We start from the raw sequence: 14,761 nt of genomic DNA on the forward strand, positions 1-14,761 counted from the left end.
GCCCGGATCAATCTGAATCAGTTCAATCCACAGAGAAAACGGTACACGATCAGGCTATGCATTAGTAGTCGTATATTTGGATCAGACGCCTGTTCAGGGCGGGGATGGCGAAGTTTCGCCATAGCCGTCTTTATTAACTCAATATTGAGATATTCAGCCGCTCGTAAATCATGACACATCAGTTGAAGCTCCCCCATAAACGTATCCCAGCAAGGAAGCATACGATGTAGCCAATCGGCAGGCTGCACGCCGCGTACCCGTTGGTTCAACCGAACATCATCAGGTAGATGATCACGCATGGCTTTACGAATGAGGGCACGGTCCCGACCGTTTTGCACATACTGTTCAAAAGGCACCGATAAGCAAAAACGAATTACCCGGCTGTCCCCGGTCGGATCACGTTCCCATAGGCCATAACGTAGTGAAAGTTTGGTCGCAACCACACCATTTTTGTTGGCAATCGCCAAATTTGAGAACTTCTCTTTTCTCGTCTGATCGGCATTTTTTATCCAACCTGTTCCGCTCAATACAGGAATATCTTCTACATGCATCCGTTTGGCAAACTCCGGGTGAATCAGGGAAGGAACAGGACTTCGATTGCTACGCCGCAACCATGAATGAGATTCAAGTGAAGTCGCTTTTTTCAACATTACGGGGAGTAGATGTGACATGCGCCTGCCCGTAAGCTTGCTGTACCGCCACAATCCCTGAAAGGATTGCAACCAGTGCAAACGACGAAACTGCCGGGCATAATAGTCTAGTGCAGGGCCCCACGATACGGTAAAGTTGCCTCGTGCCCCGGTCAACAGTACACCGACATTGTGCTCCTGTGCTTTTTCGTAAAAACCTCTGATCCAGAAGGAGTTTTCAAAATATTTGTAGGGTGCTTCCATGAGTTCCAGCCAAATATCAATTTCTGAAAACGGACTTTTCCCCTCAAAATCCATATAATTCTCGTGAATGTTGCCCACATAGCGAGCCGTAGACTGAATATAGCTTCGTTCGTTCGCCAGCAATGTAGGCGGTGTCCAGTCTGTAAAATCTTGAACAGGCACATAGCTGTAGGCATGCAGCGGCTTTTGTTGCAAGTGCAGCGATGGCGCGGCAAAGCTGGCAACCGCTCCAGAATCCAGCCCTCCGCTTAAGGCAGCCCCTACAGCGCGATGCGTCCGTAGTCGGGCAGTGACCGCTTGTGTGAACACCTCGCGGAAAGCTTCTATGTACTCGCCCCCTGTTTTGAGCCGCAGTGGCTCTACCTCATCCAGACATGCATATTTATGAAGGGTACGCTTTCCCTCCTCCATAGTGAACCAATGTGCAGGAGGAAGCTGGTTGATATGCTTGTATGCGGTCGTTCCGATATCGACGGATTCCTGCATGGCGCGGATGGACAAAAATTCGGCCAGCCATGGCTCATACAATTCTTTTCGCAGAGAGGACAGGGCCAAAAGCGGAGCGACTACCGTGCTAAACGCGAATCCTCGGTCATGCTGGTAGATGTACAACGTACGATTGCCTGTCATATCTCGAGCACCATATAATCGATGTTCCTTGGCATCCCAAATGACAAAGGCAAAATCACCTATCAGATAAGCGGCTGCATCCACTCTCCATTTGTCATATGCCAGCAAAATCAGCTCGCTGTCCGTCATATCTTGCCGCCGTTCCTGCTCAACTCCCAGCCGTTCAAACAGCTCGGAACGATTGTCAATAATTGCATCCGCCGTGATTGCCAAATCTCTTAGCTCATCATAGAAGGGAAGACGCTCATGAACAGATTCCGGGGTCACATGCTGGGCATGACAGCCCAAAAAAATAGAGCCTTCACACCAAGCGCATACGCGGTCAGCGGGATATTTTCGCAGAGCTTGCATCATTTTCCCGCCTTCTTCGGTGCATACGGACTCATGCCCAAAGCTATAGATTCCGGCAATCGCACTCACGTTCTTCCCCCTTTTTCTTTTCCTATACTTGATAACACTACAGACGCCAAGCGCCCGAGCTTACGGGCAAAGAGGCTGCGATATCGGAGACCTTGATGTGGGCGTTGATAGCTTTGGAGCTGAGCGATAAGACGGTTCCGCTCCTCATAGCTATGTGCCAACCTGTTTTCCAGTGATTGAATCCGCCGATCGTTCACGATCTGGTCCACATGCATCCTTGCCGGATCTTGAGATGCTGCATGACGGGTTGCATTTATCACGAGTTCTCTGTTATCTGCATCCTGTTCTTCCAGCATCCGATAAGCCGCCTTCCATTCAAAGCCGCTTTGCTGGAGGAATTGTTGTGTACGTCGACTCAGCAGCTCTATATCCGGCTCATCTTCAAAGCGGACTCCAGTCATCTGTTCAGCCTGCTCCAGCGCTTCCGCGTAACCAAGCTGCCTAAACATGCGGGACCCAATGCTTCTGCAATACAGCTCAATTTCCGTTTTACTCAACAAATGTTGCCAGCTATGTACCGAATCCTGATGCGCCTGCTCATGCTCTCCTACGAAGGGATCGCCCGCTCCCATACTATAAAAAAGACTGGATTTGGGCGTATCCACAAAGTCTCCGTACTTTTCCATCCCCGGCTCATACTTGATCCCCAGAAAACCGCACAGCTTCTCGATCTCCATCGTTGGATTGGATACGAGCTGTTCATACCTAAGCGGGTATGCAAGTGGATGAGGTGTAGCAAAATAATGAGCATAACGGAATAAACCAACCGTAATATCCGTCATTTTCATATTAAAATGCGGGCTCCCCAGTTCTTCCAGCAGTTGAAAACGTCCATTCCGTAGCTGATTAACCTTTTTGAATGAGGCCACAATGGCCAAAGGATTCCGGATAAGCCACAGCCTGCGGGCATCTGGGAATAAACGGTCTATAAATTCCAGCACCGTATAGTAACGCGGGGATTTGTCGATAAGCATATCTGCTGTTGTTCCTTGAAGCAGACCATTATATATTTCAAGTGCATACGAACGGGAGGCCTGCTCCAATACGTCGGGGGGGACCATACCTTCGAAAAATTGCCGAATTATCCCTGTTCCTCCATATGGCCGTGCATGTGACTGAGGAAGATCATATAAACTGAGCAGAAACCACATTTCCTGCGTGGCAAATAGGCGGGAATGGTTTTGCAAAATGGCGGTAAGCAGCGAGCTTCCACTCCGAGGGACACTTAACAGGAATACCAGCCCTCCGCCTTGCTTTTCAATCAAGCAAACTCCTCCTCTACCTCTGCTCAAGACACTTTAATAGATACATATCGTATTTTTTATTATAAATTTATGATACATATTGTATCTTGTCAATCCCTTTGATGGATAAATTCAGCACTTCACGTTCATGTTAAACCATATGTAGATCTATAAGCTCAACAATCAGCCTGTAAATAAAGATTTTGCTGCATATTAGCCAAAGGAGGATAGCACTATGGGACAAGCTGTTAAAGGTACAATTACCATTGAAGGTCAGGAAATTCCTATCACAAACCCAGATAAACTGCTGTGGCCTGAAGCAGGCGTGACTAAGGCGCTATATCTTCGCAAGCTCGCGGTATTGGCTCCCTTCCTGCTCAAATATTGTCATCATCGTCTGCTGACCGTCATCCGCTGGCCACATGGGATTCATGGTGATTTTTTTTATCAGAAAAATGCCCCACGTCCTCGGCCAGACTATATTGAAACCGCTCTGCATGATGGTATTGAATATATCGTGCTCGGCAAATTGCCACAGCTTCTCTGGCTTGGTAATCAAGCTGCGTTGGAATTCCACCCCTCTCTGCATGAAGCGGGAAGCAAGCTGCCCTGTGAATGGATGATAGACCTTGATCCATCCAGAGAGGTGGAGCCACGTATTATGGAGGCCGCCTCTATTGTCGGTGAAGTACTGGCTTCGCTTGGTTTGGATTCCGTCCCCAAAACATCCGGGGCCACAGGTGTACAAATTATCGTTCCGATCCGTACAGGCATAACCTTCGACGAACTTCGCAGCATCGGGCTATTAGTCGGACAGTTTGTGACAGAAAAGCACCCGCATCTGTTCACACTCGAACGGTTAAAGAAGGATCGTGGAACAGCCATCTATTTTGATTATTTGCAGCATTATCAGGGGAAAACTCTGGCCGCTCCTTATACCCCGCGGGCACGCCCCGGCGCTACGGTCTCTACTCCGCTAACCTGGGAAGAGGTACGGCAAGATGTATCACCACTTGACTACCATTTGCTGAATATTGAGGAACGACTAAACCAGGTAGGCGACTTGATCGACAAGGTTCCTCCCCAGCCCGTAGAAGACGTCCTCAAGCATATGCGCACCAAGGCACACCGAACCTGATCCATGCTTGGAAGAACAAAAAAGGGGACGAACCCCGCAGCCATTAGGCTGAGAAATTGTCCCCTTGCGCTAGTGTATTCCTTTTTTCTTAAAACGTCCGCCCTTCACATCGTGAATGTTACCGATCGCCACGAAAGCGTGTGGGTCCCAATCTTCAACGATGCTCTTCAGCTTCGCTTCCTCCAGTCGGGTAATGACGACGAAAATCACTTTCTTGCTTTCGCCCGTAAAGCCGCCTTCACCTTCCAGATAAGTGACGCCCCGTCCAAGACGGTCTGTCAGGGCATCCCCGATATCACGGTATTTTTCACTAATAATCCAGACCGATTTGGACTGATCCAGACCTTCAATCGTAATATCAATCATTTTCATGGCGATATAATAAGCAATCATGGAATACAGGGCATTCGGCCAACCGAACACAAAACCTGCACTTCCCAGAATGAAGATATTAACGAACAGTACGATCTCACCGACCGAAAAAGGAGTTTTTTCACTGACGAGAATAGCTACGATCTCTGTCCCATCCAGCGAGCCGCCGGACCGAATCACAAGACCCACCCCAACACCGAGAATGACGCCCCCAAAAATAGCGCCGAGCAGCGGTTCGCCAGGAGTCAATGCACTTACATTGTGAAGTAACGCGGTTCCGATGGACATAACGACGATACCGAATAATGTGGATAAAGCGAAGGTTTTACCGATTTGTTTGTAGCCGATAAGTAAAAATGGAAGGTTCAACAGGGTCAGGAAAATACCGAGCGGATAGCCAGTAATCTTGGAGGCCATGATGGAAATACCTGTAACGCCTCCGTCAATAACGCCGTTAGGAACCAGAAATATTTCCAATCCCACTGCCATCAGAGCTGCACCAACCACAATCATGGCTGCACGCTGAAACAGGCGTTTTACTTTGTTCTTCGGATTAGCTGGAATTTTGCTGATCTTGGTCAACTCTCCGGTCACATCTGTGATCTCAGACAGATTTTGGACTTCCTTGCTCACTACACTCATATATAAATCCCCCCGTTACAGTATGGTATATTGGACCGAAAAAGGGGCTGCTATCCGCAGTCCCCTCTCCTTTACCGCGCTTGTGTTATATGAATAGTATACCATAAAACTGCGATTTTGCGCAAAAAAGTTAGCAAAGAGCACATAAATCACAATAAAGAGGGATTATATCGATAAAAACGGCGAAAACCGCCTTTAAAGGAGTGGAGAGAGCATGCGAGTTAGAATTTCAGCTATTTTCTGAGATCGAGGCCGTCTGCGGAACACGTTCAAATCTATGCGTGAGGAGTTGGAAATGTCCTCTACAAAATCTGCCGAAAGCCGTTCCAGCGCTGAATTAGCAAAAACTATAGCGGTCAACTCAAAATTATAGAAAAAGCTGCGCATGTCCATATTGGCGGTCCCGACCGAACCGAGTAAATCATCAACAATCACCACTTTGGCGTGAATAAATCCTTTTCGATATTGGTAGAACTCCACCCCTGCCTCCAGCAATTCTTGCACATAGGATAAAGACGCCAGATGAACCAGCTTCGAATCGGATTGGTAGGGAATAATAATCTTCACATCTACGCCACTGACTGCTGCCAGCTTGAGCGCCTCATAAATCCCCAGATCGGGAATAAAATACGGCGTCGTAATCCAAATCCGCTTTTTGGCAACTGTGAGCGCTCCAAAACACATTTCCTGAATCGTATCCCAAACCTGATCGGGACCGCTGCTCAAAATCTGTACTTCCTCATCCCCGGTGCAGGTATGTGGAGGAAATAAATTCACATCCATCAATCTCTCCCCTGAGGCCAGCTTCCAGTCGCTAAGAAATGCATTTTGCAGAAAATAGACGCTATCTCCTTCAATCTGCAAGTGTGTATCCCTCCAAAATCCCACTTTGGGGTATTTTCCGAGATAATCGTCGCCTACATTAATCCCTCCTACAAATCCGATCATGCCGTCCACCACCACGATTTTCCTGTGATTGCGATAGTTAATCCGGCGGTCCAGCGTGGCGAAAAACGGGGGTAGAAAATAATGAAATTCTACTCCCGCCTCACTACAGGTACGAATAAAGGAATAGGGCAAATGGTAGCTTCCTACACCGTCCACAACGAATCGTACCTTTACTCCCTCACGTGCCTTGCGGATCATGACCTCTTGAAACTTTCTTCCGATTTCGTCAGCCCGAAATATGTAAAACTCCACATGGATATGATGTTGCGCATTTTCCATCGCTGTCAGCATAGCCTCGAAGGTTTCTTCACCGTTCGTCAGCACACGTGTGCGATTACATCCAGTCAACGGGTTTTCCGACATACGAATTAACTGGTTAAACAGACGCTCCTGATGCTTGAAATGAGGATTATGCATTTGCTCCACATGTTCAATCACTTTGGATTGCGCCCACAGACGCTTGCGAAATTCACGAAACAGCTGCGATCCCCCTTTTCGAACCATTTTGCGCTTCTGATAATCCTGTGCAACAAAGTAGTACACGACAAAGCCAATGAGCGGGAAGCAAAACAAAATAAAGAGCCAGGCTACCGCTTTGGACGGCTTGCGAAATTCAAAGAGCAGGATCGTCCCGGTCTGAAAAATAAAAACAATTAAAACCAACAGCAACCACAGCATGTCTAAGCCTCCTTATATATCTTAGGATTTTGCAAAATCCTCATCTACGTTTTATACTAAGCTCCAATTTTTTTGACATGTTTGCCTCTTAAGCTGAATAGATAGTAACCAAGCACTATAGGAGCGATGTCCGGAAAGGAGCGATTATGAAAAAAGGAAGCCTAAATCGCCGGATGACCCTGCTTGTTATTCGGGATGCACAGCAACCGCCCAAGCAGCTACAATGCTCTACTGCCGCTGTCATTCTCGTCCCGACTCTTGTGATCGCCTCTATCTCTACACTCGTGATCGGGCTGCAAATCCGTTCTTCCCATATTATCTCCCAAATGGAAACGAATCTTGCTGTCCAGAGTTTGCAGATGGAGGTCACGGTAGCGGACAAGGATGCAGCCATTGGGCGACTACGGCAGGAAGTCATGGAGCTGACGAATCAAGCCACCAATATTCGTGAACGCCTTCAGCGCGTAACAGAGCTGGAACAACAAATGCAGCAATTCATTCGTAAACATGGAAACTCATCTGCCACAAGTAACCATAAAAAGACCATGACGCCGCTCTCCTGGGATGCTTCCGGCCATATTGGAGGTGAACTGATCGCAGTGCATGAAAATACTGCCCTCCTAACTCGCCAGGCAATGGATGATTTTCAGGAGATCGAATCTCTGTTGGACACGGTGGAACGTACGGTTCCCCGCTCTATTCAGCAAGCAAATGCCGTACAGCAGAATCTGGAGCGCAAACAAGCCGCACAGCTACTCCAGACCCGTAGGCTGGCTCTTGCCGAACAAGGGAATCCCTCCGTTTGGCCTGTAGGTTCACGGCGAATGACCTCCAGTTTCGGCTATCGCAGCGACCCTTTTACGGGTAGATCTGCCTTTCATTCAGGCGTGGACATTGCCGGACAAACCGGTGATCCTGTCTATGCAGCAGGAGCAGGCACCGTCTTGGAGGCTGCTTCAAGCGGAGCCCGCGGCAAGTGCATCATCATCCAGCATCCTGACGGACTCCAGAGCTGGTATATGCACCTGAGCGGCATGCAGGTGGCTCCGGGAGATCGTGTCCACAAAGGACAGACCATCGGTCTGTTAGGAAGTACCGGGAGAAGCACGGGACCTCATCTTCATTTTCAGATCGTCAAGCATAACCAACCTGTCGATCCATTACTGTATGTACAATGAGGACTTTTCAAAATCCTTACAATAAAAGATTGGGGGAAAACCATCATGTTCAAGGAATCCAAAAAAAAGCTCTCCGCCCCAGCTATGGATACACTGCTCGCTAATGGCACCAGCTTTGAAGGTTCAGTTGAGGCAGAGGCCAATATTCGGATTGACGGTCATTTTCAGGGCGATATCCGCAGCACTCGTACTGTCGTCATTGGAGAATCTGCTGTGGTACGTTCGGACATCATCGCACAAGACGTCATTCTTGCCGGTAAGGTGTTCGGCAGCATTACTACAGAAGGACGACTGACCATTACGCCGACAGGTGAACTGTACGGAAATACGGCGACCGCTGTATTGGTCATATCTGAAGGCGGTGTACTGGACGGCACAAGTCAAATGAACCGAACAAAGGATGTAGAGTTGTCAATTTCTACGGATGAGTCAAACGACGAAACCCAATCTAGTTTCAGCAAAAACAGGGAGGACAGCCAAGCCGATCTGCAATCCGAAGCAGGGTAAAATCAGTATATACTCCATTCATTCCATAATATCCTCCACTCTGCGTTCCAAAAATAATTGGTACACCTTACGTATGACAATTTTTCCGCACATATACAATGGAATCACCAAAATGATACCCAGAATCCCGAGCAGGTCGCCACCAACCAACAGTAAAATAACGACAGTCAATGGATGAATATCCAGCTGCTTGCCAAAAACTATAGGTGACAGCCAATTATCCTGAATTTGCTGTGCAGCAATCACCACGACCAGCGACCAGAGCGCCATCGAAGGTGATTCGAGAAATCCAATAATAACTACAGGTATAGAAGCAGCCACTGCCCCCACATAGGGAATAAAATTAAGAAAAATCGAAATAACGGCGAGCAGCAAGGCATAAGGCAAACCAATAATTAAAAATCCAAGGAACATCATCACACCCAACGCGATATTGATCAGCACCCGACTGACGATAAAGCTGCTGAGCGCGCTATCGATATCTTCCATGACCTCCAACGCGTCTTTGTGATATTTTTTAGGAAAGAAGTTTAGCATTTTAGGGCCAAACTTGTTCCCTTCCTTCAGCATGTAATAGAGCAATATAGGAAAAGTAGCCAATACGATAAAAAAGTAGGACACGAACGATACCAGCTTTACCGAATAATCAGACAGTGTCGAAAAAGCTTCGTTCAACGTATCTGACAGTTGTGACAGCGGGTCTTCACCCGGAGGCAGCACTTGTCTCAAGGATTGATTATGCCGCCATTGGCTCAATTGATCAACCAGACTTTTAATGAGCTTCGGCGCATTTTCAAATAAATTGGTTACCTGATCACGTAGCGTAGGCCACACACCCCATGAGAAAACAAACAATAACACTCCAATGACCAAATAAATCAGCAAGATGGAGATAGATCGTTTGATTTTTCTACGTTCCATTACATCTACAATCGGCCTCAATAAATAATAGAGGAAAAAAGATAGCATCAACGGTACAACCAGCAAGCTGACCAAAGATACGAGAGGACTGAATATAAAGCTTACTTTGGTGCCCAAGTAAATGATGAGTAATAGCATGACAATACCAGTAGTCAGACGAAAAAAACGATTATTTTGCAGCATATCATGCGGCCCCCCTCTGTTCTGTTTCTCTCTACCTCTTTAAACGCAAAATGACCCTATTGATTGATTGTTGCTGAAAATAGTTTACAATATACCCCTTCACGCAGAATGTGTAGTAAAAAATGACATAGATACAGGATAAAATAGTCTTAAATGAGGATTTTGCAACATCCTGAAATAACAAAAGGACGTCCAAATGCTAGGCATTTGAACGTCCTTTTGTGTTACTCTATGGCACTTCCATTTAGGTCGAAACATCCCGTTTTACGAAAACCACCCAGGCAATGGCGATAAAAATCACATAATAGGCGGCCAGCACGGTGAGCGAAAAGGTTAGACTGGAACTTACCGTACCCGGCGGCATATCTAGATATTTTTTCAGATCCATATGCGTAAATAGTACGTATTTGGTCCATTCAAAACGATCTGTGCTGAACAAGCCAATAGAGTTATAGACTGTTTTGGTGAACATCATGAACAGCGACAGCCCAATCGCCAAGGCACTGGAACGGAAAACTGCGGATAGCATAAATGCAAAGGCCATCGTCACGAATAAGGCGATATAGCTATACAAGAAGTTCAGCGTTACATAAGATATCGGATCACTGAACAGCGGAACAGAACCCGCTGGTGCATCCTTGGATAACATCAGCCATGAGGACAGCGTAACCATCAAGATCAAAATGATCGTTCCGAGCAAACTGAACAAAATCACGGATATATACTTGGACAACAATATTTTGCTTCGAGTCCAAGGTCGGATGAGCAGCAGCTTAATCGTTCCCCAAGTAAATTCACCAGCCACCGAATCAGCGGCTACAATGACCGTAAACGTCGTATTGAGGAAAAATGTAAACAACGTCGTCAACGCAATCCCATCCCACACACTGACCTGATCAGATACCAGGGAAATCAGCATCGGAATCGCAGCAGTGATGACCGCCAGCAGACCCAGCATAATCCATGTGCGCACACGCAGGTAAATTTTCAGATTTTCGTTATGTACCAACTTGAAAAAATCAGCCAATGAACCCGCCTCCCGTCACTTCCAAAAATTGATCTTCCAGCGTACGGGCAATCGGGCGAATCGCATATACTTTAACTCCGTTTGCAGCCAGCAGGCTGTTCATCTCTGCGATCTGTTCCCGCTCCAAGTGAAGCAGCAGTTGATTGCCTTCGACGCGCCCTGCTCCAGCAAGCGCATAAGCTTGCTCGGCATCATTTACCTCAAAAGCAATTTCTGCCGTCTGCACTTCCTCCCCTGTATTCTTCAGCTGCTTGATATCAACCAGCCGTCCGCTCTGAATAATGGCTACACGGTCGCACATCAGCTCCATCTCAGACAACAAATGGCTTGATACGAACACGGTAATTCCTTCCGTACGGGTCAATTGACGCAAATAATCCCGCAGTTCTCGAATACCCTGCGGGTCCAAGCCGTTGGTCGGCTCGTCCAGCACGAGCAGCTTCGGTCGATGCAAAATCGCCTGAGCTACCCCAAGTCGCTGCCGCATCCCGAGCGAGTAGGTTTTTACTTTATCATGAATTCGGTTTCCGAGTCCCACCAAACGAATCGCTTCATCCACGCGCTCTTGGGTCACCCCAGGAGACATTCGCGCAAAATGCTGCAAATTTTGATAGCCTGTCAAAAACTTGTACATCTCCGGGTTCTCAACAATCGCGCCGACATGGGAAACGGCCTTCTCAAAATCGGTATTAATGCTGTCTCCACAAATATGAATATCGCCCTTGCTGATCGAAATCAGGCCAACCATCATACGGATGGTGGTCGTTTTTCCCGCACCATTGGGTCCAAGGAAACCAAATACCTGCCCCGCCGGAACCTCCAGCGTCAGATCATCCACGATCGCTTTTGAGGAAATGATTTTACTCACACCCTCCATACGTATGACGGGAACCTGTCCTGTCGCTTGCTGCATGCTATGAAACTCCTTCCATCCGGAGTGAAGCTGTGATCCATTTTACTGTACATTTCCGGTTTTGGAAGTATTGTACCATATTTAACCTTTTAGAAACACCACGCAACCTCTATTCCTTGTCCTTGTATATCCAAAGCACCCGCCACTTCTCATCTTCCTGCGTCACATAACAAGGCTGTACGATATCAAAATTACCGAATCGGGTCTTGTAATGCTGAGTGACTGTAATACGGTAAACTTTCCCTAACTCTTCTCCATTCGGATCGGTACGAATGTCATATTCAGCCTGCGGCTCCCCCAGTTCAAACGTAAACGTATCCGTCCCCATATCCTGCATAAAAACGTGCGCACGCTGCTGTACATACGTAGATTTCTCGAATTTCTTTTTCATTTGCGAATGAAAAAACTCCCATGATCCTCCGAAATTTCCCGATTGCTCCATAGTGTAGAACTCGTTCAGTGCTTCTACCGCTTGATCGCCCTCGCCTGTAGACATCACCCCACGCAGACCCAGCCACAGCAGCCATAACAATCCACATATGATGGCAAAATATAATAGCTTACGGACGAACGCCGAAGCCGCTCTCCTTCTAAACAGCACACACTGCCCCTCCCTCTGTTCGACTATACCGAATTCTCTACAGATGTATGTGGGACAAGCCTTGTTTAGAAGTCTTTAGAAGAAAATAACGGGTGACCTCCCAAATAGGGCACCCGTCTACATAAGGCTTACCTAAGGCGATATGGCCGTGGTAAGCATGTGCTTCTCCAGCACTCCATGGAGACGCTGGCGTTCCTGCTCCTCCACAATGTAATAATATACACCGTTAATTTTACGCCCATGTCCCTTCAGTTCAACGGTATCCGTCTGCTTGAGGGACGGACCGATCCGGGTCAGGAAAGTGGTCATATCGTCAAAGGTAATGTCTGTGCGAATCTGCTCCCCCGCTGCTTCCAATATCGGCTTTACCCTCAACAGCCCTTCCTTGCTGATGGACTGGGCCAGAATTTGCTTGAGTAGCTCCCGCTGACGGGCATTTCTTCCGAGATCCCCACGTGGATCATCGAATCGCATACGAGCGTAGGCCAACGCCTCAGCCCCGTTCAAGTTCAAATTACCCTGCGCAAAATGATGGCCCTCATATTGAAAATCAAGTGGATTATGAACCTCCACTCCCCCCATAAGGTCCACCATTTTCGCAAACCCTTCCATGTTCATCTGTACATAGTAATCTATCGGATGGTTCAAAAAATGCTCAACCGTACGAATCGACATATCCACGCCCCCAAAAGCAAAAGCGTGATTGATTTTGTCCTCACGCCCCTTGCCGATCAACTCTGTTCGCGTATCACGCGGAATGTTGAACATCAACATAGAGCCTTCGGCAGGGTTAACAGACAAAACGATCATCGTATCCGATCGTCCTGGATCGTGAGGCCGCCGATCTACGCCCAGCACCAGCACGGTGAACGGCTTGAACTGGGAGATGGCTGCCGGATTGGGTGTACTTGATCCAGTGTCTGTACCTACAGATCGCCCTGCTCCGCCCGTTGCAAGGGTAGAAACCGCCCCAGGGTGCACGATGCTGCGCGGATGATACATCGCATTCGCCGCTGTTTTAAAGGAATGATACACATAAGCGGTGTAGGCAGTAGCCCCTACGACCAATAACGCCACAGCCCCCAATGTCACCTTCAGCCATCGTTTCATACGCAGCCTCCCCTTTACGGATTCACTACAGACGGATGACGATCTACATCCAGATTGTTCATCTGTGGCCTGCCGACAGAATAGTATGCAAAGGCGGATTGTCTGATTTGCTCTTCGCTGTACACATTGCGTCCGTCAATCATAATTGGATACTTCATAAGCTCATTCAGCTCACCCAACCCGATATCACCAAACTCTTCCCATTCCGTCAATAGACACAGTGCGTCACATCCCTCTGCCGCTTCTCGTGCGCTATCTGCCCACGTTACTTCCGAGCTGTCCAGCAGTCTGCGGAAGTTAGCCGTAGCGATCGGGTCATACGCACGAATTTGCGCCCCTGCCTCCAGCAGCGACTGCATGATATCCAGCGCCGGGGCATCTCTTACGTCATCTGTATTCGGTTTAAAGGCCAGTCCCCATATACCAATCGTAGCTCCCTCCAGATCACCCAGCGCCTCTTTCAGTTTACGAATCACGTTAAAACGTTGCCCCTGATTCACTTCCACCACAGATTTCAGCAGCTTGAATTCATAGTCCACGTTACCTGCAATTTGGATCAGAGCTTGTGTATCCTTGGGAAAACAGGAACCCCCATAGCCGATACCAGCAGACAAAAAGGAGGAACCGATCCGCTGATCCAGTCCCATACCGTGTGCCACGCGTGTAACGTCTGCGCCCACCTTTTCGCAAATATTTGCAATCTCATTAATAAACGAAATTTTGGTCGCCAAAAAAGCATTCGACGCGTACTTGATCATCTCCGCCGAACGGATATCCGTGGTTACGATATTTGTCGTCAACGGCTCGTGCAGTGTAGTCAGCACAGCGGACACATGCGGATCGGAAGCTCCGATGATGATTCGATCTGGCTGTAGGGTGTCTATGACTGCTGAGCCTTCGCGTAAAAATTCAGGAACCGAAGCCACACCAAACGAATAGTTTGTGCGGCTCGCAATCCAATTTTGAATACGTTCGTTCGTTCCGACAGGCACCGTGCTTTTGGTGACAATTACTTTGTAGCCATTCATGGCGTCTGCCACCTCGCAGGCGGCTTCTTCAATATAGGACAGGTTCGCTTCTCCGCCTGGCAGTGAAGGCGTGCCGACCGCCAAAATAACAATTTCGGCTGCCTCCACCGAAGCAGCCGTATCTGTTGTAAAGCTTAGTCGGCCTTGTTCTACATTATCTTTAATTAGAGCCTTTAGTCCCGGTTCATAAATCGGCACCCCACCTGCACGCAGCTGATGAATTTTGTCCTCATTCTGATCTACACAGACGACGGTATTCCCGAGTGCGGCAAAACAGACCCCCGACACCAGCCCGACATACCCTGCACCAATTACACATAGCTTCAAA

At 47.9% G+C, this 14,761-nt stretch carries 13 protein-coding genes; 3 read left to right on the forward strand and 10 right to left on the reverse strand.

Translation table 11 applies throughout. From position 1 onward, the window contains the following. Positions 1-17: 17 nt before the first annotated feature. Positions 18-1,943 (reverse strand): asparagine synthase-related protein, encoded by a 1,926-nt coding sequence (locus tag MHB46_RS08110; RefSeq protein WP_341162036.1) that lies wholly within the window; start codon positions 1,941-1,943, stop codon positions 18-20. Continuing rightward, positions 1,940-3,208 carry a sulfotransferase family protein gene (locus tag MHB46_RS08115; RefSeq protein WP_341162037.1) on the reverse strand — a complete coding sequence of 423 codons (1,269 nt, stop codon included), beginning with the start codon at positions 3,206-3,208 and terminating at the stop codon, positions 1,940-1,942. The genes MHB46_RS08110 and MHB46_RS08115 overlap by 4 nt, the downstream gene beginning before the upstream one ends. Before the next feature lie 214 nt (positions 3,209-3,422). Here MHB46_RS08115 and ligD point away from each other — a divergent pair, with 214 nt between their 5' ends. Then, entirely contained in the window at positions 3,423-4,325 is a 903-nt protein-coding gene (ligD, locus tag MHB46_RS08120) for a non-homologous end-joining DNA ligase (protein ID WP_341162038.1), read from the forward strand. Between the two features lie 69 nt (positions 4,326-4,394). Here the strand turns inward: ligD and MHB46_RS08125 are convergent, their stop codons facing one another. After that, positions 4,395-5,339, reverse strand: a complete 945-nt coding sequence (locus tag MHB46_RS08125) for a YitT family protein (RefSeq protein ID WP_081276708.1) — start codon at positions 5,337-5,339, stop codon at positions 4,395-4,397. A gap of 195 nt (positions 5,340-5,534) precedes the next feature. Then, positions 5,535-6,965: a cardiolipin synthase gene (cls, locus tag MHB46_RS08130; protein ID WP_341162039.1), complete on the reverse strand. Its 1,431-nt coding sequence runs from the start codon at positions 6,963-6,965 to the stop codon at positions 5,535-5,537. A gap of 146 nt (positions 6,966-7,111) precedes the next feature. Here cls and MHB46_RS08135 point away from each other — a divergent pair, with 146 nt between their 5' ends. Together MHB46_RS08135 and MHB46_RS08140 are read left to right on the forward strand one after the other, a co-directional pair. Continuing rightward, positions 7,112-8,143, forward strand: a complete 1,032-nt coding sequence (locus MHB46_RS08135) for a M23 family metallopeptidase (RefSeq protein ID WP_023987449.1) — start codon at positions 7,112-7,114, stop codon at positions 8,141-8,143. Positions 8,144-8,188: 45 nt separating this feature from the next. After that, positions 8,189-8,650, forward strand: a complete 462-nt coding sequence (locus MHB46_RS08140) for a bactofilin family protein (protein WP_341162040.1) — start codon at positions 8,189-8,191, stop codon at positions 8,648-8,650. An 18-nt stretch (positions 8,651-8,668) separates the two neighbouring features. Here MHB46_RS08140 and MHB46_RS08145 read toward each other — a convergent pair whose 3' ends face one another. The 6 genes from MHB46_RS08145 to MHB46_RS08170 form a co-directional block, all read right to left on the reverse strand. Continuing rightward, positions 8,669-9,754, reverse strand: coding sequence for an AI-2E family transporter (locus MHB46_RS08145; RefSeq protein ID WP_341162041.1), 1,086 nt, complete (start codon positions 9,752-9,754; stop codon positions 8,669-8,671). 244 nt (positions 9,755-9,998) lie between these two features. Next, positions 9,999-10,781: an ABC transporter permease gene (locus MHB46_RS08150; RefSeq protein WP_165176441.1), complete on the reverse strand. Its 783-nt coding sequence runs from the start codon at positions 10,779-10,781 to the stop codon at positions 9,999-10,001. Next, positions 10,774-11,694 carry an ABC transporter ATP-binding protein gene (locus MHB46_RS08155; protein WP_061830259.1) on the reverse strand — a complete coding sequence of 307 codons (921 nt, stop codon included), beginning with the start codon at positions 11,692-11,694 and terminating at the stop codon, positions 10,774-10,776. The genes MHB46_RS08150 and MHB46_RS08155 overlap by 8 nt, the downstream gene beginning before the upstream one ends. A 109-nt stretch (positions 11,695-11,803) precedes the next feature. Further along, positions 11,804-12,295, reverse strand: a complete 492-nt coding sequence (locus MHB46_RS08160) for a hypothetical protein (RefSeq protein WP_061830260.1) — start codon at positions 12,293-12,295, stop codon at positions 11,804-11,806. A 132-nt stretch (positions 12,296-12,427) separates the two neighbouring features. Next, complete coding sequence (locus MHB46_RS08165; RefSeq protein WP_341162042.1) at positions 12,428-13,405, reverse strand: LCP family glycopolymer transferase; 978 nt, start codon at positions 13,403-13,405, stop codon at positions 12,428-12,430. A 14-nt stretch (positions 13,406-13,419) separates the two neighbouring features. After that, on the reverse strand, positions 13,420-14,760 hold the full coding sequence (locus tag MHB46_RS08170) for a UDP-glucose dehydrogenase family protein (RefSeq protein ID WP_341163702.1): 1,341 nt from the start codon (positions 14,758-14,760) through the stop codon (positions 13,420-13,422). Between the last annotated feature and the right edge of the window lies 1 nt (position 14,761).

The sequence above is a fragment of the Paenibacillus sp. FSL H7-0703 genome (genome assembly GCF_038003485.1).
Lineage (GTDB): Bacteria > Bacillota > Bacilli > Paenibacillales > Paenibacillaceae > Paenibacillus > Paenibacillus polymyxa_B.